This is a genomic window from Dyella sp. LX-66 (assembly GCF_018599165.1).
Classification (GTDB): Bacteria; Pseudomonadota; Gammaproteobacteria; order Xanthomonadales; family Rhodanobacteraceae; genus Dyella_D; species Dyella_D marensis.
The window spans coordinates 707,528-730,297 of record NZ_JAHFVJ010000001.1 but is presented as its reverse complement, the minus strand read 5'-3'; the positions used below and the strand labels follow the sequence as shown (position 1 = coordinate 730,297).

Annotated in this window: 17 protein-coding genes; 10 read left to right on the top strand and 7 right to left on the bottom strand. The window is 64.3% G+C overall.

All coding sequences use genetic code 11. The features are described 5' to 3' along the window. Positions 1–10: 10 nt before the first annotated feature. Entirely contained in the window at positions 11–1,237 is a 1,227-nt protein-coding gene (locus KK141_RS03250) for a parallel beta-helix domain-containing protein (protein WP_214570932.1), read from the bottom strand. Positions 1,238–1,555: 318 nt separating this feature from the next. Here KK141_RS03250 and KK141_RS03245 point away from each other — a divergent pair, with 318 nt between their 5' ends. From KK141_RS03245 to KK141_RS03235, 3 genes are all read left to right on the top strand, one after another. After that, positions 1,556–6,382: an RHS repeat-associated core domain-containing protein gene (locus tag KK141_RS03245; RefSeq protein ID WP_214570931.1), complete on the top strand. Its 4,827-nt coding sequence runs from the start codon at positions 1,556–1,558 to the stop codon at positions 6,380–6,382. Positions 6,383–6,399: 17 nt separating this feature from the next. Then, positions 6,400–6,735, top strand: coding sequence for a hypothetical protein (locus KK141_RS03240; RefSeq protein WP_214570930.1), 336 nt, complete (start codon positions 6,400–6,402; stop codon positions 6,733–6,735). 70 nt (positions 6,736–6,805) lie between these two features. After that, complete coding sequence (locus tag KK141_RS03235) at positions 6,806–7,222, top strand: hypothetical protein (RefSeq protein ID WP_214570929.1); 417 nt, start codon at positions 6,806–6,808, stop codon at positions 7,220–7,222. A 295-nt stretch (positions 7,223–7,517) separates the two neighbouring features. On the opposite strand, the gene KK141_RS03230 is transcribed toward KK141_RS03235, so the two are convergent. Then, complete coding sequence (locus KK141_RS03230; protein WP_214570928.1) at positions 7,518–8,540, bottom strand: hypothetical protein; 1,023 nt, start codon at positions 8,538–8,540, stop codon at positions 7,518–7,520. Between the two features lie 211 nt (positions 8,541–8,751). Here KK141_RS03230 and KK141_RS03225 point away from each other — a divergent pair, with 211 nt between their 5' ends. Further along, a complete protein-coding gene (locus KK141_RS03225; protein ID WP_214570927.1) occupies positions 8,752–9,126 on the top strand; it encodes a nuclear transport factor 2 family protein in 375 nt (124 codons plus the stop codon). A gap of 75 nt (positions 9,127–9,201) precedes the next feature. On the opposite strand, the gene KK141_RS03220 is transcribed toward KK141_RS03225, so the two are convergent. From KK141_RS03220 to KK141_RS03205, 4 genes are all read right to left on the bottom strand, one after another. Continuing rightward, positions 9,202–9,501 (bottom strand): hypothetical protein, encoded by a 300-nt coding sequence (locus tag KK141_RS03220; protein WP_214570926.1) that lies wholly within the window; start codon positions 9,499–9,501, stop codon positions 9,202–9,204. A 542-nt stretch (positions 9,502–10,043) separates the two neighbouring features. Beyond that, entirely contained in the window at positions 10,044–10,535 is a 492-nt protein-coding gene (locus tag KK141_RS03215) for a hypothetical protein (protein WP_214570925.1), read from the bottom strand. Positions 10,536–10,653: 118 nt separating this feature from the next. Further along, the gene (locus KK141_RS03210) at positions 10,654–12,108 is read right to left on the bottom strand and encodes a pectin acetylesterase-family hydrolase (protein ID WP_214570924.1); all 1,455 of its coding nucleotides are present in this window, start codon (positions 12,106–12,108) and stop codon (positions 10,654–10,656) included. 205 nt (positions 12,109–12,313) lie between these two features. Further along, entirely contained in the window at positions 12,314–13,399 is a 1,086-nt protein-coding gene (locus KK141_RS03205; protein WP_214570923.1) for an AraC family transcriptional regulator, read from the bottom strand. A 170-nt stretch (positions 13,400–13,569) separates the two neighbouring features. On the opposite strand from KK141_RS03205, the gene KK141_RS03200 reads away from it, so the two are divergent. After that, a complete protein-coding gene (locus KK141_RS03200; RefSeq protein WP_214570922.1) occupies positions 13,570–14,415 on the top strand; it encodes a phosphatase PAP2 family protein in 846 nt (281 codons plus the stop codon). A 66-nt stretch (positions 14,416–14,481) separates the two neighbouring features. After that, positions 14,482–15,858: a hypothetical protein gene (locus KK141_RS03195; protein WP_214570921.1), complete on the top strand. Its 1,377-nt coding sequence runs from the start codon at positions 14,482–14,484 to the stop codon at positions 15,856–15,858. Between the two features lie 29 nt (positions 15,859–15,887). On the opposite strand, the gene putA is transcribed toward KK141_RS03195, so the two are convergent. Then, positions 15,888–19,043, bottom strand: a complete 3,156-nt coding sequence (gene putA, locus KK141_RS03190) for a bifunctional proline dehydrogenase/L-glutamate gamma-semialdehyde dehydrogenase PutA (RefSeq protein WP_214570920.1) — start codon at positions 19,041–19,043, stop codon at positions 15,888–15,890. Between the two features lie 354 nt (positions 19,044–19,397). On the opposite strand from putA, the gene KK141_RS03185 reads away from it, so the two are divergent. The 4 genes from KK141_RS03185 to KK141_RS23055 all read left to right on the top strand — a co-directional run bounded on the left by KK141_RS03185 (position 19,398) and on the right by KK141_RS23055 (position 22,721). After that, a complete protein-coding gene (locus tag KK141_RS03185) occupies positions 19,398–19,883 on the top strand; it encodes a DUF2244 domain-containing protein (protein ID WP_250901499.1) in 486 nt (161 codons plus the stop codon). A 20-nt stretch (positions 19,884–19,903) separates the two neighbouring features. After that, entirely contained in the window at positions 19,904–20,848 is a 945-nt protein-coding gene (gene coxB / locus KK141_RS03180; protein ID WP_214570919.1) for a cytochrome c oxidase subunit II, read from the top strand. A 54-nt stretch (positions 20,849–20,902) separates the two neighbouring features. Continuing rightward, positions 20,903–22,519 carry a cytochrome c oxidase subunit I gene (ctaD, locus tag KK141_RS03175; protein ID WP_214570918.1) on the top strand — a complete coding sequence of 539 codons (1,617 nt, stop codon included), beginning with the start codon at positions 20,903–20,905 and terminating at the stop codon, positions 22,517–22,519. Positions 22,520–22,586: 67 nt separating this feature from the next. Beyond that, a complete protein-coding gene (locus KK141_RS23055) occupies positions 22,587–22,721 on the top strand; it encodes a hypothetical protein (protein ID WP_279589675.1) in 135 nt (44 codons plus the stop codon). The last annotated feature ends 49 nt before the right edge of the window (positions 22,722–22,770 follow it).

The following is a 22,770-nucleotide window of genomic DNA, read 5'->3' as shown; positions in this document are numbered from 1 at the left end:
CGCCACCGCCTCAGGACTTGGCCGCGTCGAGCACGACCGGCGGGAGCTTCGGCAAGGTGCACTCGTAGGGCTTGGTGTCGGTGCTGGGGTTCTTGTAGTCGTTCGGGCCGTCGGCATTGAGCACGCCGTTGGCGCCGGCGATGCAGATGCGGTCGTCCGCGCCGACCGGGCCATGCTTGGTGTCGGCATAGCCGTCCCACAGCACGTCCGGGAAGCGGCCGCTCATGCCGTACACGGCGCTCTTCAACACTTTCAGCTTCATGCCGTCGGGCGATTCGCCGCCGCCCTTGAAGCGGTTGCCGTAGACGAAGATGCCCTTCGGATACGGGTTGTAGTCGGCCGCCACGCCCTTGGTGTTGTAGTAGTTGGTGGAGAAGTAGCTGGAGATGATCACGTTCGCCGTGCGGTGGTCGGCGATGTCGTTGTCGAAGATCTCCACCTTGTCATTGGAGTTGACCACCACGCCGGAACCGGCCGGCACGCTCGCCACCGCCGCGCCCTTGGCGGCGAAGTTGTCGAGGTTGTTGGCATTGACCTGGTTCTTGAACACGCGCGTGGCCTTGCCGGCCTGCGACAGGTTGGGCATGTTGAAGACCAGGATGCCGCCGGTGTTGCCGGTGGCGACGTTGTCGTAGACGTCCGCATCGATCGAGTTTTCGATCTCGATGCCGGCCACGTTCTGCTCGGCGCGGTTGCGCCGCACCACGATGTTCTTCGACTGGCCCACGTAGATGCCGGCATCGGAGGCGCCGGTGACCGAGGAGTCCTCGATCAGCACGTTCTCGGTCTTCACCGGATACAGGCCGTAGGCGCCGTTGGTGGTCTTGGGGCCATCGGTCCATGCCACGCGCACGCCGCGGATGGTGATGTTCTTGCCCTGGTTGATCTTCAGCGCGTCGCCCTTGGTGTCTTCCAGCGACAGGTTCTCGATGGTGAAGTCGTTGGCATTCACCAGCAGGCCTTCGGGCCCCACCACCTGGCCCTTGAACGACAGGATCGTCTTGTCCTTGCCGGCGCCGCGGATGGTCACGCCGTCCGTGCGCAGGCTGAGGCCGCGATTGAGGTGGTAATGCCCCGCCGGAATCTCGATCACGCTGCCCGCCTTGGCATCCAGCAACTGCTGCTGGAGCTTGGCCTGGAAGGCATCGGCGCCTTCGCCCTGAGCGGTGGACTGATCGTGGCCGCTGCACGCGGCGAGGGCCGCGCCGAGCGCGACCGTGAGTAGCAACTTGCGCATGTCCGGTGAGCCTCCCCAGGAAACCGAATCGACGGGCTACTGTTGCGCAAGGCTTACGGCGGGGGGAGGGGGGAACGGCCAGGGGGTGGGGGGCAAAGCGGCCAACCTGGAGCTGCGGCCCCGGGTGATATCTGGCCTTGGCGCGATCGCCGAGGGCGAAGGCCGGAAGCTGGGATCACCACCGATCCTTCACGCGGTCTTTGCAAACCTTCGACATTCTTGAGTAGGCTTCGCGAGCGCCCTTCCCCGAGTTGCACAAGGGCGCCAGCAGCTCGACCACATGCGATTGGAACGCTTGACCGTCAAAGGAGTGATGGGGTGAATAGCCTTGCCCGCGCGCGTCTGCGCGCCATCTCGATACGCTCGGTTCGCGAGCGCCTGTACCGCCTCTTCAAGCAACCGGCCTTGGCGCTCGGTTGCATAGCCATGCTTGCCGTCTCCGCGGCGCACGCCCAGGACTACAGCGGAGGCCCCGCCGTGGCGCCGAGGCTGGCGCAGCGGCAGGCTGTTGCCAGCGCTGCCGCGACTGCGACAGTCAATGTGACCGGGTTGTGGCATGGCAACCTGCAAGCCCCCGGCGATGCAACCGCTGCGGCGTGGGAAGAGGAATTCGACCTGCGCCAGGACGACAGCGGCAATGTCACCGGCACCCGCAAGACGGTGCCGCAAAGCAATGGCGCGACCAACTGGTACATCTGGTCGGTGACGGGCACGGTCTCCGGCAACACCCTGACCTTGAACGACACGGCCGTGATCTCGCGGGGCAGCGGCACGAATACGCCTTGCCAGGACACCACCGTCGTCACTCTGACGCCCGATGGCGCGAGCTTCAGCGGTACGTGGACGGCGGCGACAGGTTGCAAGCCGGGTACCGTCAGCGCTACCCGCTTCGGTGGGGATGTGGCCAGGAATCTCGGCAGCGGCGCAGCTTGCGATGGCGGCCTGGGCTCGGCGAAGAGTGGCAGTGGAAGCGGCGGCGGAGCGAACGGCAATGCCGATGGCTCCTCCTGCGCCGAAACCATGGGGGCGGCCAAGGTTGGCGATCCGATCGATGCCGGCACGGGCAGCTACTACCTGCAGGAAGACGACTACACCGCCAGCTACTGGCTGACCTTCCGCCGCTTCTACAACAGCAGCGGCGCGGTAGCGCCAGCCAATCTCGGTTTCCGCTGGCGCCATAGCTTCGACCGCTCGCTGCGCCTGATCGGCACGCCGGTGGCGACCATCATCATGCTGCGGCCGGACGGCAAGCAGGAGACGTTCACCAAGTCGGGCAGCGCCTGGGCGACGGATCTTCCGGTCGACCAGCTGGCCGAAATCCGCGACGGCCAGGGCGTGCTTACCGGCTATTCGGTGTTTATCGGCGGCAGCCGCGAAACCGAAACCTATGACAGCACCGGCAAGCTGGTCCAGGTGCTCGGACAGGACGGCCAGGGCATCACGCTGGCGTACAGCACGACGACGTCGACGTACTACCCGCGCCTGGGCCTGTTGAAAACCGTCACGGATGCCAAGGGCAGAAAGCTGACGTTCTTCTACGACAGCTCCGCGCGCTTGAACTCCATCACTTTGCCGGACAGCAAGACGCTTAGTTACTACTACGTCGCGGCCACCAGCAATATCGCCCAGGTGACGTATCCCGATTCAAATTATCGTCTTTATGGCTTCAACGAAGCCGCCTACATCGGGCAGACCAGCCTGCCCAATGCGATGACCGGCATCCAGGACGAGAACGGCGCGCGCTACGAGACCATCACTTATGACAACGCGGGCCGGGCGACGTCGTCCACCTTCGTTGGCGGCGTGGGCCTGACCAAGATCGCTTACAACAGCGACGGCTCCTCTTCGATCACCTATCCGCTGGGCAATACGGTCAAGCTCGGTATTTCCTCGGTCGCCGGGCTGTCGCGCGTCAGCTCCATGGATGCCCCGTGCGGCCCCGATTGCGGGCAGCGCTGGAAGAGCCGCACTTACGACAGCCGTGGTTTTCCGGCGACGTATGTGGACTTCAAGGGCGTCACCACGCAGGTCACTTACGACCAGTACGGCTTGCTGCTGCAGACCGTCGAAGCGGTGGGCGCCAGCGACCAGCGCACCACGACCACGGTGTGGGACAACCAGCTCCGGCGCCCGTTGAGCCGGAGTGTTCTGGATAACCAGGGCCACGCTGTGGCGTCCACCGGCTGGGTATACAACGCGACAGGCCAGGTGCTGGCCTATTGCGAGATCGACCCGGGCGCCGCCTCTGCCGCGGGTTACACCTGCTCGAATACCGGCACGGCGCCCGAAGGCGTGCGACGTACCACCTACACCTATTGCACGGCCGTGGATGCGGTGCAGTGCCCGCTGGTCGGCCTGATGCTCAGCGCCACCGGCCCGCGTACCGATATCGCGCAGACCACGACCTATCAGTACTACCTCACCGACGGCACGCTGTGGCAGCACGGCGACCTCAAGTCGGTGACGAATGCGCTGGGCCAGGTCATTACCTTTGCCGCCTATGACAAGAACGGGCGGCCCACACGGACGGTCGATCCGAATGGGGTCATCACCGATCTGACCTACAAGCCGCGCGGGTGGTTGCTCAGCCGCACGGTGCGCGCCAATGCCAATGGCTCCGCGTCCGCGAAGGATGCCGTCACCCAGTACGGCTACAGCAATGCCGGAAACGTCACCACGGTGACCGATCCTGACAATGACACCATCACTTACGGCTATGACCCCGCGCACCGCCTGACGATGATCCGCAACGGCAATGGCGAGTATGTGAGCTTCACGCTGGATGCGGCGGGCAATCGCATCAAGGAGCAGGTGGCCAATGCCAACAACGGGGTCGTGACGCGGAGCCTCACCCGCTCGTACAACACGTTGGGGCAGCTCACGGGTGTGCAGGATGCGCTCAATCGCAGCGTCATGAGCGCGACGTATACGGACAGCTACGACGCCAACGGCAATCTGGTGCATGCGGCCGACGGCTTGAATGTCCAGCTCAAGCGCGACTATGACGCTTTGAATCGCGTGGTGGGTGCGACCGAGGATTTCAACGGCAGCGATCAGGCGACGCGCAATGCGCAGACCGTGTACCAATACGACGCACTCGGCCGGATGGCAGGCGTTGGCGATCCGGATGCGCTCAATACGCTGTACGACCATAACGCGTTTGGCGATCAGGTCGGATTGCATAGCCCGGATACGGGTAGTTCCAGCGCCATCGTCGATAAGGCGGGTAACGCCATTTCGATGACCGATGCGCGTGGCGTCCAGGTCAGCCAGACGTTCGATGCGTTGGACCGGCGCACTTCGGCGACGTACCCGCAAGCGGCTGACAATGTTGCCTGGTACTACGACGAGGCTGACAGCGTCACGGGCTGCACGGGTTCGTATCCCATTGGGCGCTTGACCCGGGTCGTGGAGGCCAACGTCACCACGATCTACTGCTACGACGTGCGCGGCAATGTGGTGCGCAAGAGTCAGACGCAGGGCACGCAGACGGACGTGGTGGCTTATACCTATACCCTCGCCGATCGGCTGGCGACGCTCACTTATCCCAGTGGCGTGGTGGTCACCTATACGCGGGATCTCGTCGGAAGGGTGCAGTCGGTGGCGCTGACGGCCGCTGGCACGACGAACACGATCGTCGACTCAGTCAGCTATATGCCGCTCGGTCCCATCACGAGTTACATGCTGGGGCAGATTGGCTTCAGCAAGCAGGTCACGCGCACCTACGATGCGAACTACGCATTGACCGATCTGGTGAGTGCGCCGCTCAACCTGCATTTCGCCAGGGACGTGATGGGTAATATCACGGCGCTTGGCGATGTGGCGGGAGCCAGTCCGGCTACGGAGACGTATCGCTATGACGCGCTGTATCGGCTGAACGCCATCAACGATGCCACCGGCACGGCGATCGAGGCCTACACCTATAACAAGACGGGTGACCGCCTGAGCAAGAGCGCCAGTGGTCTCGCTACCGGCACCTATGGGTACCAGAGCGGTACGCATTGGCTTACCAGCATCGGCAGCAGCGCACGCACCTATGACGCCAACGGCAATACCACCGGGAACTCCACCGGCGGCGATGCGTTTGGCTATGGCTATAACGGGCGCAACCGGATGACGGTGGTGCAGCGGAATGGCCAGACTGTCGCCAACTACAGTTACAACGCGATGGGGCAGCGTGTGGCCAAGGCGGCGACGGCGCCGCAGGTGGTGAGCGAGCGCTTTGCGTATGACGAAGGTAGCCAGCTGCTGAGCGAGTACGGTACGACGAATCGTGACTACATCACGATGGATGGTTTGCCGGTGGCGGTTGTCGATGGTGTTGGGGCGGCAGCCAAGACGAGTTATGTGATTTCGGATGGATTAGGCACGCCGCGGGTGGTAAGGGATGATTCTGGACTTGTGCAGTGGCAATGGCTTTATCAGGGCAATGTATTCGGTGAGAAACAGCCCACTTCGGTGAGCGGCTATGCACTCAATCTGCGCTTTCCGGGTCAATACTACGACGCAGAGTCCGGTGGCTTCTACAACATTCATCGTTTCTTCGACCCCGCGACTGCGCGCTACTTGCAAAGCGATCCTTTGGGATTGGATGCGAGCGTGAGCACGTATGCCTACGCAGAAAGTGATCCACTGAAGTTTGTGGATCCATACGGACTTTATGTTCGCGGAACCTATTCCCTTGCCACTGGATTGTTGACGTTCTTCGACACAAAGAATCCCAGGGATGTTTATTCCACTTTCGCCGGTACGGGTGGAAGATTCAGTGCGGACGGAGGCTTCAGTCCCGATGGCACTGCGATTACCGTAGGCATTTACGACATACTGGGTGCGAGAAATCCGGGGTGGTATCGGCTCGATCCGGTCGACGCGCATCGGTTCGACGATGTCGACGATGCAACCGGGCGCGGGGCTTTTCGTCTCCATCCGGGAACTCGTAGTCTCGGATGCATAACGATCAATAGGGATTCGAAGGCATACAACGATCTGTATCAGAACATTCGCGATCTGATCGATCACACGCAAACGATGACGGTAACTGATCAGTCGCAGCGGTCATTCAGAACGGGGCCGCACCCGTGGCGGTGGGGTCCCCCCGTAGGGACGCCGGTTACTTACTACGGGAAGTTGGAGGTTGTCCCATGAACTCGGAGGGTAAAGGCATGCGCTCATTCATCATTGGTGTGATGCTGTTGTCATTCGCCGTGGCGGCCGGCATTCAATCGTTATATGTGTCGGGCCAGATCTTTCACTTGGTTGCGGTGATTGATAAGGCGGGAGGAGGCATGCCGCATTTGATCAGTTTCGGGTGGGTCGGTGTGTGCCTCTACTTCATGCTGACTTTCATAATGATGGCGGTGCTCGCGTTCTTGATAAAGCGGAAGGGATGGGGTGCGGCAAAAATCCCAGCGCTGATTTTTTTTCTCTGCGTCGTCAATACCGTCGCTATGACCAGCTTACTGCTTCTGCCATATTCAGACGTCGTGTCGAGGTCATGAGTGCTGGGATTGTGAGCGCAATGGGGACGGGTGACGTCAAGTCTGCTCCATGCCCCCGAAGGACTGTCATATGAAGATGATCGCACTCCTGTTTGCTCTGTCCGTCGGGTTCTCTGCTTTCGCCCAATCGCAGAGTCCCAAGAGTTTGGACCAAATTATCTCGGGCGTAGGAGACTTGACTCTGCGCCCTGACGAAGTGATCCGACTCTCGGACGAGGGATGGAATGGTTCCGGAGAGGCGGCTCTCAGGCTTTCCTTGTACTACGGCAGTGTGAGGCTCGATTTTGACAGGGCGGAGTATTGGACGATCATCGCGGCCGAGAATGGCAATGCGGTGGCGCAGTACAACGCATGGGTTCAATTGAGTGATGATCGCAGCAGCAGCGCTGACGATAAGAAGAGGGCCGTCTTCTGGCTCCGAAAGTCAGCCGCGCAGAATGATCCTGATGCGATACGTGAGTTGAAGAAATTGAAGCCTGAAGGATGATGTCGGGCATGGGGCATCACAGGGCAGGTGACAGCGCTACGCATTGGGGAGCTCTCATTCCGCCTGGTAAAGCGAGGGCTTGGGACGTGCATCCTGACCAGCGCCATCGTATTCAGCCGAAGGCCGGTGGAGGAACGGACTGCTGGTTCCGCTTTGACTGCGAATCGGTGGGCGCGGTTGCCGATTCGGTGATATCGAAGCTGGGGGCCGCTGAAGAATGGTGGGCGGCTTGGGGCAAAGGCAGCGGGGATGGTGGCGCTAAATCTTCCGCGTCACCGCTACGCCATCAGTAACATCAGGCAGTCCCCGCGCCCGTTTCATGGGGCTGCTGCACGAGTGCTGGGTTGGTTCGAGCAGTGGCATTGCCCAGCAATAGCTGCTTGAACGCAAGATGGTTAAGCGGGAACTCAAGCACGACGTGGGCAAAGCTGAGAGTTAGCAGAAGCAAGAAGCCCGCCGCATAGTCGTAAAGATAGATTGCGATGGATGCGATCCACAGACTGATGATGGCGGCCCAGCGTGTGCTGGACATGCGATGCCAAGGAATGACCGTCGGCTTGGAGAACCAGTTGAGGTAGTGATAGGTGTATGCGAGCGCAAAGAAGCGCGTCAAACGCATGCTCCAGGGGGATGAGAATACGGCTTCGGGAGTCAGCGCGTATCCATTTATGGAGAAGGCCGTCTGATTGAGCTTTGAAAACGCTAGCTGGTAGCTCGTCATGGTCCACGAGGCTGGGGAGGTGCTCCAGGACGCTGGTGCTCCGAAGCAAATGAGAGGGCACATGATGAATAGAGCAAGGAACAGCGCACCCTCCCGGTTCGGTTGGCGACGAATGCCATTCCACACGAATACCGCAGTGAATACGAATACGTGAATGACGGTCACGAGGTATACGCCGACCAGGGCATCGAGCAGACGGCCACGAAGTAAGGCCCATGTTGCAGCAAGGACGAGGACGCCCAATAGCCGATGTACCCAGGTGCGAGCCAGCGCAAGTACGGCGGCTCCGCCAAAGACCAGAAAAAGCAGCAGTACTCGATAGGGTTCGAGCAGCGCGACGCCAGGGAGCTTGCCCAGGCCAATCGCGAACGGCAGCAGAAGGATCAAGCCACCGATCAAGAGCCAACGCGACAGCTGCTGCTGAAGGAAATACTTCCTGTCATGCAGCCAGGACATTTCCGTCAGGTAGTGAAGTGGTCCCAGTACAGCATAAGAGACCAGCAGGGTCTCAAATGGGGCAATGATGGAAAGGGCAAGCGTAACCAGTAGCAAGGCGCTATTGAGATTATGCAGTTGCGCGCCGGTGATCGCCTTCATATCCCTCTTCCTTCAGTGAATCCAGGCTCCTCGCGTGATGGTAGGAGGGGGTGAAAGGGGGCGTCAATAAAGTGCTTGCGAAGGGTGAGTTCGCCGGCACGTGCTCCTCATCGATCGCGATCTAGCCCGCGCTAGTTCGCTAGCGCCCAGTCCCATAAGCTGCGCCCTTCAGTAGTACACCAGGGCTAACATCACACAGGGGAATGCACTCATGAGCGGTGATACAGGAGCGATAGCTAAGGATTATTGCCTGCACTACTACTACCTTCTCCAATCGAACCCGCAAGCGTTGTCGACGCTCTACAGCGACAGCTCCCTGCTTAGCTTTGAGGGAGATGCATTCGAAGGAGTTGCCGGGATCGTCCAGAAACTTCAGTCCCTTCCCGCGGCGACTTATGATCTGGCCAATATCGAATCGCAGCCGAGCGTGAATGGCGGGGTCTGCATCTTTGTGGAGGGGTACATGCTGGTGAATCAGCAGCTGCTGCACTTCTTCTCCAGCTTTCTGATCATGCCGGATGCGAGTGGCGGGAATTTCCGGGTGCTCAATCAGTTCTTCAGGATTTCGTATCAATCCGGCAGGTAGGTAAGGCTGAGGGAACCCCAACATGGCGGCGGTCTGACCGGTCGCATTGTTGGGGTTCGCTTTGCTCACCCCAACCTACGCTGGCGGTTGTGTGGTTTCGTGCTGCAACTGCAACCACTGCACCCGGCCATGCGCCAGCATCGCGCAACGCGTGCCCATGTCGATAAACGTGGCGATGCCTTCCAGCATCACCGGCAAATGCTCCGTATCGACTTCGCCGCCTTCGCGCACCATCCCGGCCAGCACCCGGATGGCGTTGTATGCGTACTGCAGCCACTCCGTGGCGTCGTTCAACAAAGCGTCCGGCCCGGCGTCGGGGTCGGAGTAATAAGCGGTATGGCGGACCATCCACGGTTCGCCGAAAACGTCGTTCATAAGCAACTCCTTGCCATGCGCCGCTCCCGTTCCGAGAACGGCACGTCGCCAGAACAGCACGGCGTGCCGCGACCATACGGACTCGGGATTGACCGACAGCCCAAAGCATGGGCGCCGGGCGGCTTGATTGATGAAGTGGGTTGCGGCTTCAGTCGCTATCGCCGTTGCACGAGGCAACGCGCCGGGTTTCGCGGCTAGGATTTATTACCTGCGATAACTCTTAGGTCGCGGTTCTTCAACCGTGCCCGCGGTAGAAGCGGACGGCCCGATGAGTCGGAGGGTGTGTCGCCCTGGGGATCGGCGAGCGCGCGAATCCCGTATGATCTGAGTTAGCCATGATCAATTCCGTAGCCAATTGGTTGTGGTTAGCGGGCCATGGGTGGTGAGACACCCTTGGCCCGCGCTCTCACGACATTGCTGCCATGGTTGCCCGCGACGCGCATCGAAACCACAGCGCGGGCAACGCAAACACGCTAGCAGAGCAATTTAGGGTTGTCTGTAGGGAGAATCCGATAATTGCGCCGAGTGCGGCACATCACGCTTCACTGGCGATACGCCGCCTCACGCGCCTGCTGCAACTGCTCACGCAGATACACATCGCGGCTCATGCCCCCGGGGATCACCGGCATCGCCATCACCGCCTCCACGATGCGCCGCTCATCCTGCTTGTAGCGCTGAAACTGCGGATCGGCCGCCAGCTGCTGCAACCACGCCTGGTTCGCCTGATCCGCCTGCGCGCGGAACTGCTCGCCCAGCGCGTTGAGCGCACCGGCTTGTTCCTGCGGATCGTCCACCGTCGCCCGCACCAGGGCGATCTGCAGATTCATCGACTCGCCCGCGCTGATCGAACGATCCGCCTCGCGCTGGCGTAACTCCTCGCGCAAGGCATCCGCCTGGCGCTGGCGTGCCACCGGATCCAGCGAACGTGCGCGAGCGAAGAAGTCGTGCACGTCAGCGCCAAAACGCTCGCGCTCCCGATACTCACGCACCGCCGCACTGTCCGCCGTTGCTGCCACCGGTGGCGGCGCAGCCATCGTCGCAGCGGCACGCACCGGCGCCGCCGGATGCGGCCCCGGCCAGGCAAGCCAAAGCCCGCCCAAGCCGAGGCCACAGACAACCGCAATGGCAACCACAGGTTTCATCCGTCGCGCCTCACAACCCGTTACTGAGCAACTGATTCACCAGCACATACAGCGGATTCACCGGCTTCGCCCGATCGGCCGCATCGCTGGCCTCCGAGGCATGCAGAACGCGCCCCTGTCCATCCAGCACGTTGTTGATAAAGTCGATCAGCTCCAGATGCTGATCCTGGATATCGCCATTGCGCAGATCGACGATGGTGGTGCAGTGGCTCTCGTTGAGCGAACGGTACTGCGGGAAATAACCGCCGAAATTATTCAAGCCATCGGTGGTCTGGCGCAGGCGGTTGGTGTCGATTGCCCACAGCTGGTGAATCAGCCGCTCCTTGGTGGCCTCGTCCGGTGCATTGGCGATCTCCGGATAGAAGCGCTCATACGAATAGCTGGAGTAATTGAGGTCCTGCCAGAAATGCGTATGGCCCAGGCGGTCGTTCGGAAACTCCGCCGACAGCGCTGGATAGATGCTGCCCATATCGCTGCGATCGAACGTGGGCAGGTAATGCTGCAGCGTATTCAACGGCCCGTTCGCTGCATCCAGGCCCCAGGCCTGGCGGATCTGCGCGAACAGCGGTGCGGATGGATAATCCGCCGAGCTGCCGCCCGTCGGCGCGGAGAAGATCGGTCCTGAATCATCGAGCAGGAACGAACGCGGCGAACCCATATCCTTGCGCCGCGCCGCATAGTTCGTAAGGCTGCCGGTGCCGCCTGCGCTGCAGCCGGTGGAAAGCATCTGCCCAGGCCGCGGCAGGTTGTCCTTCAACCAGGCAAGCATCGCGCGCTCATTGCGCAGGCCGTTGTGATGCCAGATCAACGGCTCATGCTGCCCGCTCGGATCCGGATACACCGCCACGCGATCGCCCGAATAGATATCGCCGGTGCAATACGGCGCGTAGACGATATTCCACTGCTGTGTCTTCAGCGGCTGCAATTGCGGCAGCTCGCCATTGAGCAGGTTCACCAGGTCCAGCAGATTGAGCCGCCCCACGAACGGGCTGACCAGCAGCGCGCCGGGGTTGCTGATGGTCATGTAGTTATCGGGAATGCCATTGGGATTGCGCGCACCGCGAATACCCGACTGGCCGGTGCAACTGCCGTAATCCCAGCACGCGCCGCCGCCTTCCATATAGACCACGGTATTGGTGGTCTGCGCACTGCGCAGCAGGAAGAATTTATAGGGCGAACCATTGCCGCAGATCGCCCCGGTTTCCGGCGCCAGTTGAATGGTCTGCCATTGATCGTAAGCACCGGGTTTGAAGCCATCGGCAAAACCCGCGGGGTTGCTCAATAACGGGTAAGGCCCCAATCGTTGATCCGGCGTCACCGGATGATCGGCCTTCGGCGGGCTGATCAGATTGAGCAGCACCTGCAGCGGCGTGTAATCGCCCTCTTCGGCGTGCAGTACAGGCGCGGCATTGCAAAGCAGAAAGCCGCCCAGCAGGGCAGCCAAGGATGTGCGGCGTAGGGACATGTCGGCTCCTCCGAATCCAATCGGCACGAGATACGTGGGTCACGATCGCGTAATGCCCGGTGGTTCACCGGTACGGGCCATGCTCCCCTGGCCCGATCGACGGAGCAGACGCCTTGCGGCTGCACGCCACAAGCAAGATTGCGTGAAAATCGAGCAGGTCGGCTGGATTGCCCCCCGCACTTGTCCGACTTGCCCCCCGCGCAGCTCAGTCGCCGGCGTGGCGTGCGTTCTGCGGCGGCATGCCGGTCCAGCGTTTAAACGCACGCCTGAATTCGCGCGGGTCGCTGAAGCCGATTTCCGAACCGATCTCCGCCACGCTCAACTGGCCGGCGCGCAGCAGTTCCAGTGCGCGTTCGGCGCGCACGCGGTCGTGGATCTCGCGGAAGATGCGCCCGCTCTCGGCCAGCTTGCGGCGTAGCGACCGTTCGCTGAGGTTGAGCGTGCGCGCTACGTCCAGCAAACGCGGCTGCTGACGCAGGCGGCTGCGCAGCAGGCGTTCCACCGCGGCGACGATCTCCTGGTGCGGCTCGCCGCCATCGGGCGTCATCTGCTGCGCGCACAACGCGAGCGCCTGCTTCGCGGTCAGCGGATTGTGGCCGGGCAGGGTGCGCGCCAACCACGGCGTGCCGATCAGCAGGCGGCATTGCGGCGTGCCGAAGCGCACTTCGCATTCGAACAGTTCTTCGTAGGCGCGCGCATAAGCGGGGCGCGGATAGCCGAACTCCACGCGCACCGGGCGCAGTTCGGGGCCAACCAGTTCGCGCGCAATCATCAAACAGCTGGCGAACAGTTCTTCGCAGAAGAACGGCAGCAGTTCGGTGTCGCCGAAGCGCGGCCACGCCACCAGCGCCACTTCGCGCTCGCTCAGCGGCTCCAGGTTGAGTTCGAGCAGGCAGCCGCAGATCTTGTGGTGGGCGATGCCGGCGAGCATGGCGTCGCCCAGCGTGTGCGAGGTCATCATGGCCAGGCCGAGCAGGCCGAAGCCGCCGATGGTGCCTTCGCGGCCGATGCGCAGACCGGCGTCGGGCACGTCCAGCGCTTGCAGCGCGCGCCGGGCGAACAGGCTGGCCTGGCGGTAGGAGACGCGCAGTGCGGGGTCGGCGATCTGGGTGCGGCTGAGCGCCAGGCCGGCGAACCAGGGGCGGCTGTCCACGCCCAGGGCGTCGGCCATCTGCGCCAGGTAAAGCAGCTTGTTCGGCGGGAACTCGGCGGCCGTGTAGCGCGGATCGTCCGCCAGCAGCGGATGCGCCGCGGACGGCGCCAGGCCGGCCAGGGTGGCGGGACGTGCCATCGTGCCTCGTGCTCCCCACGGTTGCCGGCGTTGGCCGGCGCGAAAGGCGTTTCTATAGCACGCACGGCAGGTGTGTGTTTGCGCGATGCACAAACGGCAAGTGCGGCCCGCCTATTGAGCTGAGGCGCCAACGGCGGTGTGATGGGCGCTTGCCGCTACCGGAGCCGAGCATGCACCTGCCTCATTCTTATGCCCGCCACGCCGTCTGGCTGTTCGCCGCCGCACTCGCCGGTTGCGCCGCGCCCGCCGCGAAAACCTCGATGCCAACCGCTGCCGGCGGTTCCTCCAACACCGCGGCGGCGAAGCCTGCGAAGGGCTATCTGGCCGATCCCACCGCGCTGCATATGGCCGAGGTATTGCCGGCCGCACCGAAAGCCGGCTCCGCACGCTACGAGGCGGACCGCCAGGTATTCCGCGAGACACGCAAGCTCGAAGGCACGCCGCGCTGGGCGCTGGCCACCAGCGACGTCAACCTCGAAGTGCCCGACATGCTGCGCGACTTCAGCTGCGCGATGGGCGTGACGATGGACCCCGCGCGTCTGCCGCGCCTGGCGGCCCTGCTCAAGCGGGTCGACGAGGATGGCGTGCGCATCACCGACCCGGCCAAGAAAGCCAACCAGCGCCAGCGCCCGTTCCTGATCGACGAAGGCGCCGTCTGCCAATCCAAGGACCGCCTGCGCCGCAGCTTCGACTATCCGTCCGGCCATTCCACCTGGGGCTGGACGGTGGGCCTGATCCTCACCGAACTGGCACCGGACCGCGCCAACGACGTGCTGCTGCGCGCCCGCTCCTTCGCCGACAGCCGCGTGGTGTGCGGCGCGCATAACCTCAGTGCGATCCAGGCGGGGCAGATCAATGGCTCGGCCATCGTGGCGCGGCTGCATGCGGAGCCGGCGTTTCAGGCGGATATGGCGGCGGCGCGGGAAGAGCTGGCGGCGTTGCGTGCGGCGGGCACGCCGGTGGATGGCGGGCAGTGTGCGGCGGAACATGCTTTGATTGAGCAGGCGCCTTATTGACGAGCGCGCGCGATCCGCGTTTGAAGACACGCTGACAACCGCATCGCGCATCAGGGAGGAGGCGTCTTGGGCAAGCGCGTAGATCGCCAGGGCAAGGCGCTTTCGTCCATGCAGAAGGGCGGCCTGCGCGCGGCTCCGGACTGGGCTAGAAAGTCCGAGTTGGTCAAGCTCGGCCCTTTGAAGAGCGGGGTGAGGAAGCCGGCGGTGCTGGCGCCGCCGGTCGGCGTGAAGCCGATGGCCAAGGTATCCGCGTCACCGGCGGCAACGCGGGCAGCGGCGGCGCAAACGATCACGAAGCTGCACAGCCCGCCGGCGGCAAAGCCAACCCTCGCACCGGTAACGGCAACGGCAGCCGCAACGCCGCCGGGCGCAGTTGCAGCCGCAAAGCCGATGTTCACCCGCAAGATTCCGCGCAAGCCGACCGCCGCGCAGCCGGCGTCCTCGTCCAGTTCATCGAAGCCGGCGGCGTCGGTGGTCAAGCGCAAGCCGGACGAGCTGTCCGTGATGCTCCCGACGACCAAGAAGGCATCGACCATGGTGCCGACGGTCAATTCGAGCATGGCGGCGGCGAGCAAGAAGGCCACCAAGAAGGTTGCCAGGAAGCTGTCCCCTTGGCGGGCTGGGTCGAGGAGGCCGGCGGCCGCCGCTGACGGCGGCATCCCACCGGCGGCAAAGCTGCCGGCTACGCGGCGCAAGCTGCCCAAGCGTCCGCTCGATCCGGTGGTGGCCACCTTCGCGCCGCGCAGCACCGGTGGGCGTTATCGGGACGCCGCGGAACGCGATGAGGCCCGCGCTGGCGCCGGGACGATCGGCAAATCCGTGCACGCGTTCGAACGCCAGGCGCGCAACATGCGCAGGGCGTGGCGCAACAGTGAGAACAAGGCGTCCGTTTCCGTGGACACGCCCTATGGCCCGGTCACCCTTTCCAAGTTTCCGACGCGCGACCGCGGGCCGAAGATCAGCACGACCAAGGGGGACTATGGCAACGCCTCAGTGGGCCATAAATATTCTGAGCTGGTCGACGCCTTCGTCGGCGATACGGCCGCGGGCGGGCGCAAGGCGCGCGAGCAGGCGGTGGCGCGCGAACTGCTGGGTGCGATCAAGACCGGCAAGCGGCCGGCTGACGGAGCGATCGCCGATGGACGTCAGTCGAATGCCGCCGCCAAGTTCATGGCGATCATGACGATCTCGGAGCCGGAGCGCGTGGGCGGTTCGAGCAAGCACGGGCGTTCCGTGCTGCGCGCGGTGGAAGCCGGCGACTTGTCGTTCCACGAAGGCTTCGTGGGCGACGAGCGGCAACCGCCGCGTTTTCTGATGGCCGAAACTCCGAATACCGCGCGGCGCGCCCTGGGCAAGGGGAGCTTTACCCGAGCCCGTCCGCCGGCGGGCTTCTATCCTCGCAAGGACCCGCATTTCTCCGACAGCAGCGACGACGACACCTGACGCATCCCTGCGTCAGGCCATCGCATGTGTTACTCGCCGATCGTCAGCAGCGACGCATTGCCGCCTGCCGCCGTGGTGTTGATGGTGAGCGTGCGCTCTCCCGCAAAGCGGAACAGGTAGTGCGGGCCGCCGGCCTTGGGGCCGGTGCCGGACAGGCCTTCGCCGCCGAAGGGCTGTACGCCGACCACCGCGCCGATCTGGTTGCGGTTGACGTAGCAGTTGCCGACGCGGGCGCGGGTCTGGATGAACTCCACGGTGTCGTCGATGCGGCTGTGGATGCCGAGCGTGAGGCCGTAGCCGGTGGCGTTGATCTGGTCGACCACCTTGTCCAGCTCGCTGCCCTTCCAGCGGATCACGTGCAGCACGGGGCCGAAGATTTCGCGGGTGAGCGTGGCCAGGCCCGGGATCTCGTAGGCGCGCGGGGCGAAGAAGGTGCCGTTGGCGGTGGTGGCGGGGTCGAGTGCGACTTCGCCGATCTTCTTCGCTTCCTTGTCCATGCGTGCGGCGTGGTCGACCAGAATCTTCTTGGCGTCCTCGTCGATCACCGGGCCCACGTCGGTGGACAGCTGCGAGGGGTCGCCCACCTTCAGCTCGGCCATGGCGCCGGCCAGCATGGCGCAGACCTTGTCGGCGATGTCTTCCTGCACGTACAGCACGCGCGCGGCGGAGCAGCGCTGGCCGGCGGACTGGAAGGCGGAGGAGATGGCGTCCTTGACGATCTGCTCGGGCAGGGCGGAGGAGTCGGCGATCATCGCGTTCTGGCCGCCGGTCTCGGCGATCAGCGCGGCGATCGGCGCGTTGCGCGCGGCCAGGGCGCGGTTGATCGCCCAGGCGGTTTCGGTGGAGCCGGTGAAGGCCACGCCGGCCACGCGCGGGTCGCGGGTGAGCGCGGCGCCGACGGTGGCGCCGTCGCCCGGCAGGTACTGCAGCACGTCGGCCGGCACGCCGGCTTCGTGCAGCAGCTGCACGGCGGCATGGCCGATCAGGCTGGTCTGCTCGGCGGGCTTGGCGATCACGCTGTTGCCGGCGGCGAGCGCGGCGGCGACCTGGCCCAGGAAGATGGCCAACGGAAAGTTCCACGGGCTGATGCAGACGAACACGCCGCGGCCGTTCAAGAACAGCTGGTTGCTCTCGCCGGTGGGGCCGGGCAGCTGCTCGGGCTGGCCGAAGTAGCGGCGCGCCATGGTGGCGTAGTAGCGCAGGAAGTCGGCGGCCTCGCGGATTTCGGCGATGGCGTCGGGCAGGCCCTTGCCGGCTTCGCGCACGCACAGGGCGATGAACTCGCCGCGGCGCGCTTCGAGCTGCTCGGCGGCGTGCTCCAGGATGGCGGCGCGGCTGGCGGCCGGCAGGCGGTCCCAGCCGTGCTGCGCGGCGACGGCGTTGGCCAGGGCCTTCTCCACCGTGGCGCTGTCGGCGCTGACGTAGCTGCCCACCACCTGGCGGCGGTCGGCCGGGTTGGTCACCTGCACGGTGGCGCCGGCGCTGGTGGCGCCCGGCACGAGCGGGGTGGCGGTCCAGGGGCCGGACTTCGCGTTGACGGTCTCGGCGAGGGCCTTCAGTTCGTTGTCGTTGGAGAAATTGACGCCCATGGAATTCTTCCGAAGTTCACCGTAGAGATTCACCGGCAGCGGGATGCGCGGGTGGGGAATGGATGCGAACGAGCGCACCGTTTCGCAGGGATCGGCGACCAGCTCGCGCACCGGCAGGCTTTCGTCCACCACGCGGTTGACGAAGCTGGTGTTGGCGCCGTTCTCCAGCAGGCGGCGCACCAGGTAGGGCAGCAGGTCCTCGTGGGTGCCGACCGGCGCGTAGACGCGGCAGGGCACGTTGAGGTTCTGCGCGCCGATCACTTCGGCGTACAGGTCGGTGCCCATGCCGTGCAGGCGCTGGTACTCGTACGGGCGGCCCTTGGCCAGGTGATGGATGGCGGCGATGCTGTGCGCGTTGTGCGTGGCGAACTGCGGATAGATCAGTTCCGCGCCGGCATCGAACAGCTTGCGCGCGCAGGCCAGGTAGGAGACGTCGGTATTGGGCTTGCGCGTATACACCGGGTAGCCCGGCAGGCCGTTCTCCTGCGCGCGCTTCACTTCGGCGTCCCAGTAGGCGCCCTTGACCAGGCGCACGTACCAGCGGCGGCCGGAGCCGCGGGCGGTCTCGATCAGCCAGTCGATCACGAACGGGGTGCGCTTGGAGTAGGCCTGCACCACGATGCCGAGGCCGTTCCAGCCGGCCAGCGAGGGATGCGCGAAGACGTCGCCCAGGATGTCCAGCGACAGTTCCAGGCGGTCGGCTTCTTCCGCGTCCACCGACAGCGCGATGCCGTGCTTCATGGCCAGCTGGGAGAGTTCCAGCAGCTTGGCGGTGAGGTCGCGGCGGGCCAGCTCGCGCTTGGCCACTTCGTAGCGCGGATGCAGGGCCGAGAGCTTGACCGAGATCGACGGCGCGTCGGTGTGGTTCGCAAAGGGCCCGCGCGCGCCGATGGCGGCGATGGCGTTGCGGTAGTCCTGCTGATAGCGCTCGGCGGTCTCGCCGGTGAGGGCCGATTCGCCGAGCATGTCGTAGGAATAGCGGTAGACCGCGTATTCCTTCTGCGCGCAGCGGTCCAGCGCCTCGTTGATGGTGCGGCCCATCACGAACTGGTGGCCCATGATGCGCATGGCCTGGCGCACGGCCAGGCGGATCGCCGGCTCGCCCGCGCGGCCGACCAGGCGGCGCAGGGCGCCGGTGAAGTCGTGGCGGGTGTCCTCGGCCAGGTTGACCAGCTTGCCGGTGAGCATCAGGCCCCAGGTGGAGGCGTTGACGAACAGCGACTCGCTCTGGCCCAGGTGCTTCTTCCAGTTGGCGTCGCCGAGCTTGTCGCGGATCAGCTTGTCGGCGGTGGCCTTGTCGGGGATGCGCAGCAGGGCCTCGGCCACGCACATCAGCAGCACGCCTTCCTCGCTGGAGAGGTCGTACTGGCGCATGAAGGATTCGACCGCGCTCTGGTCCTTGGCGCGCGCACGCACGCGGGTGACCAGGTCGGCGGCGAGGTCGATGACCTTTTCGCGCTCGGTGGGCGGCAGGCTGGCCTGCACGAGCAGGTCGTTGACCGCTTCGGTCTCGTCGCGCAGCCAGGCGGCGGTAATGCGCGCGCGGGCCGGTTCCGCGCCGGTCGGGAGTTCGGGGCTGAGGATGGGCTGGGTCACGGGATGTCGATGGGCCGGGGAAGCGCAGGGAATTCCGCAATTGTACGTGGTGTGGGAGAACGGACGCATCCGTATGCCCCCTCAGGCTTCAAGAGCGAGTCCTTCTCCCGCCGGCGACCCGAAGGTAGTCCCTGTGGGAGAGAAGGTGGCGGCAGCCGGATGAGGGTACGGCCGGAGCGGTGCACATCATTCTTGCGCTCCGCCCGTACCCTCACCCCAACCCCTCTCCCAGTGGGAGAGGGGCTTCATTTCGGCGCACCGCATCGCGAAGCCCGCGTCAAGCCCCTGCGTCATTCTTGCCCGTGCGGACGCCGCGGCCTATGATTCGCGGGTTCCAGGCACGCCGGTTATTCCATGATCGTGCTTCGACCAGCTGCCGCCGGCCTGCCGTGCGCGACGATTTGGCTCAAGCCTAATCGCGCCCTCAGCCGGCGTGATCTGCGTCGATGGATTGGGGTACTGGCGGCTTTGGCGCTGACGACGGCCGGACTCGGCGCATGGCAGGGCAATGTATTCGCTCCGCTGTTCGCGCTGGTCGAATCCTCCGCGGTGGCTCTCGCCCTGGGCGTAGCCTGGCGGGCCGGCGACCGCAGCGAGCGCATCACCCTCGACACCACGTCGCTGGAGGTGCAATCCCTGCCGGGCCGGCGCAGTGCGCGCTTCCAGTCCTACTGGGTGCGCGTGCGGCTGGGGGAGGGGGCGGGACGCCATCGTCTGCTGCTGACGTCGCACGGGCGCGAGCTGGAGATCGGGGCATTCCTCACCGACGAGGAGCGCGCCGAGCTGTCGAGGAAACTCATGGTGCTGCTGGCGGACCTTCATCCCCAGCCGCGCAGGTAGGTTCAACAAGGGTGCAAGACATGACATCTGGCGGCATCAGGATCAAGGCATGGGTGGCAACGATCTGCGCGCTGTTTGCTGGCGCGGCGTGGTCCAACCCGGAACCCGGTCAGCTGAACATGACGCGCGGCGTGACCGAATGGTCCTCCGAGCCTTACTTCCTCAATAACGTCGCCCTGGGTGTCTGCGTCGTCATCGGCATCGTGGTGTTCGGCGCGATGTTCGTGGCGATGTTCCGCTTCCGCAAATCGCGCGGCGCGGTGGCCGAGAAGTGGTCGCACAACACCACGCTGGAAATCGTCTGGACCACCATCCCGGTGCTGATCCTGATCGTGCTGGCCTACCTGGCCACCGGCGGCCTGAAGACCTTCGCCGACACCACCGGCTCGCAGATGACCGTGAAGATCACCGGTTACCAGTGGAAGTGGCGCTACGACTACGTCGACTACCAGGGCAAGCCGCTCGAGAAGGTCGGCTTCATGTCCAAGCTGGACCGCGAGAGCGACGAGACCCGCCAGCTGAAGTCCGGCCTGGACCCGAACGCGGTCAAGGTGGACGGCTACAACACCTATCTCATCAATGTGGACGAGCCGCTGGTCGTTCCGGTCGGCACCAAGATCCGCTTCGTGATCACCGCCGGCGACGTGATCCACTCCTGGTGGGTGCCGGCGCTGGGCTGGAAGATCGACGCCATCCCCGGCATCGTCAACGCGGCCTGGACCAACATCAAGGAACCGGGCGTGTACCGCGGCCAGTGCGCCGAGCTGTGCGGCCAGGACCACGGCTTCATGCCGATCGTGGTGAAGGCCGTGCCCAAGGCCGAGTTCGAGCAGTGGCTGGCGCAGAAGCAGCAGGCGGCGCAGCCGCAGCCTGCCGCGCCGCCGGCCGCTCCGGCTCCGGCCGCCAGCGCCGCCGCGCCGAGCACCGCGCAGGCGGCCGCTCCGGCGAACAGCCACCAGGGTTGATCCTTCGGCCACACGCCGTCCCACAGCATTCTGTTTAGGTAGAGGTGCAAGGCCATGGCCCACGCAGCCACCCACGATCACCACGACGACCATCACGGCGCGCCGAAGAACTTCTTCGTGCGCTGGTGCATGTCCACCAACCACAAGGACATCGGCACGCTGTACCTCGTGTTCTCGCTGCTGATGTTCTTCATCGGCGGCAGCTTCGCGATGGTGATCCGCGCCGAGCTGTTCAAGCCCGGCATGCAGCTGGTGCAGCCGTACTTCTTCAATGAAATGACCACGATGCATGCGCTGGTCATGATCTTCGGCGCGGTGATGCCGGCCTTCGTGGGCCTGGGCAACTGGATGATCCCGCTGATGATCGGTGCGCCGGACATGGCGCTGCCGCGCATGAACAACCTGTCGTTCTGGATCCTGCCGTTCGCCTTCGCGCTGCTGCTGTCCACCCTGTTCATGGCGGGCGGCGGCCCGGCCGGCGGCTGGACCCTGTACCCGCCGCTGTCGCTGCAGACCGACTCGCTGGCCTACGTGGTGTTCGCCGTCCACCTGATGGGCATCAGCTCGATCATGGGCGCGATCAACATCATCGCGACCATCCTCAACATGCGCGCCCCGGGCATGGACCTGCTGAAGATGCCGGTGTTCGTGTGGAGCTGGCTGATCACGGCGTTCCTGCTGATCGCAGTGATGCCGGTGCTGGCCGGCGCGGTGACCATGCTGCTCACCGACAAGTACTTCGGCACCAGCTTCTTCAATGCCGGCGGCGGTGGCGACCCGGTGCTGTTCCAGCACATCTTCTGGTTCTTCGGGCACCCCGAGGTCTACATCATGATCCTGCCGGCGTTCGGGATCATCTCGGAAATCATCCCGACCTTCTCGCGCAAGCCGATCTTCGGCTACAAGGCGATGGTGTTCGCGATCGCCTCGATCGCCTTCCTGTCGTTCATCGTGTGGGCGCACCACATGTTCGCGGTCGGCCTGCCGCTGGGCGCCGAGATATTCTTCATGTACGCCACGATGCTGATCGCGGTGCCCACCGGCGTGAAGGTGTTCAACTGGGTCAGCACCATGTGGGGCGGCTCGATGACCTTCGAGACCCCGATGCTGTTCGCGATCGCCTTCGTGATCCTGTTCACCATCGGCGGCTTCTCCGGCCTGATGCTGGCCCTGGTGCCGGCCGACTTCCAGTACCACGACTCCTACTTCGTGGTGGCGCACTTCCACTACGTGCTGGTGACCGGCGCGATCTTCGCCATCATCGCGGCGACGTACTACTGGCTGCCGAAGTGGACCGGCCACATGTACAGCGAGTTCTGGGGCAAGGTGCACTTCTGGAACAGCGTGATCTGGGTGAACGTGCTGTTCTTCCCGCAGCACTTCCTGGGGCTGGCCGGCATGCCGCGCCGCATCCCGGACTACAACGTCGCGTTCGCCAACTTCAACATGATCAGCTCGATCGGCGGTTTCCTGTTCGGCGCCTCGCAGCTGATCTTCCTGGGCGTGATCGTGCATGCCGTGTGGTTCTCCAAGAAGAAGGCCACCGACCGCGTGTGGGAAGGCGCCAAGGGCCTGGAGTGGACCGTGCCGTCGCCGGCGCCGTACCACACCTTCGAGCTGCCGCCGGTGATCCACGACGAAGAGCTCGCCCACGGCCACGTGGAAGACTGACGATGAAAGGCGCCTGCCGCGGCAGCGTGGCGGGCGCCGGCAATATCCGATGAAAGACGGCGTTCCGATGAACCAGCAACTGACGGAAACCGAACAGGCGGCGCGGCTCAAGCGCGCCAGGCGCACCGCTTACGCGGTCGCGGCGATCGCGGTGGCGGTCTTCCTGTTCTCGATCCTGCAGATGCTGTGGATCTCGAAGTAACGCGGTACCGGTTTCGCAACCCCGTGCAGTCCGGCGGGTGGAAGTAAAC

Excerpts from the sequence above, each read along its gene's own strand:
- KK141_RS03200 (WP_214570922.1), top strand. The coding sequence starts at position 13,570 with ATGCACCTGCCTCATTCTTATGCCCGCCACGCCGTCTGGCTGTTCGCC.
- KK141_RS03215 (WP_214570925.1), bottom strand. The coding sequence starts at position 10,535 with ATGGCTGCGCCGCCACCGGTGGCAGCAACGGCGGACAGTGCGGCGGTG.
- coxB (WP_214570919.1), top strand. The coding sequence starts at position 19,904 with ATGACATCTGGCGGCATCAGGATCAAGGCATGGGTGGCAACGATCTGC.
- KK141_RS03235 (WP_214570929.1), top strand. The coding sequence starts at position 6,806 with ATGAAGATGATCGCACTCCTGTTTGCTCTGTCCGTCGGGTTCTCTGCT.
- KK141_RS03205 (WP_214570923.1), bottom strand. The coding sequence starts at position 13,399 with ATGGCACGTCCCGCCACCCTGGCCGGCCTGGCGCCGTCCGCGGCGCAT.
- KK141_RS03220 (WP_214570926.1), bottom strand. The coding sequence starts at position 9,501 with ATGAACGACGTTTTCGGCGAACCGTGGATGGTCCGCCATACCGCTTAT.
- KK141_RS03210 (WP_214570924.1), bottom strand. The coding sequence starts at position 12,108 with ATGTCCCTACGCCGCACATCCTTGGCTGCCCTGCTGGGCGGCTTTCTG.
- KK141_RS03225 (WP_214570927.1), top strand. The coding sequence starts at position 8,752 with ATGAGCGGTGATACAGGAGCGATAGCTAAGGATTATTGCCTGCACTAC.
- KK141_RS03250 (WP_214570932.1), bottom strand. The coding sequence starts at position 1,237 with ATGCGCAAGTTGCTACTCACGGTCGCGCTCGGCGCGGCCCTCGCCGCG.
- ctaD (WP_214570918.1), top strand. The coding sequence starts at position 20,903 with ATGGCCCACGCAGCCACCCACGATCACCACGACGACCATCACGGCGCG.
- KK141_RS23055 (WP_279589675.1), top strand. The coding sequence starts at position 22,587 with ATGAACCAGCAACTGACGGAAACCGAACAGGCGGCGCGGCTCAAGCGC.
- KK141_RS03240 (WP_214570930.1), top strand. The coding sequence starts at position 6,400 with ATGCGCTCATTCATCATTGGTGTGATGCTGTTGTCATTCGCCGTGGCG.
- KK141_RS03230 (WP_214570928.1), bottom strand. The coding sequence starts at position 8,540 with ATGAAGGCGATCACCGGCGCGCAACTGCATAATCTCAATAGCGCCTTG.
- KK141_RS03185 (WP_250901499.1), top strand. The coding sequence starts at position 19,398 with ATGATCGTGCTTCGACCAGCTGCCGCCGGCCTGCCGTGCGCGACGATT.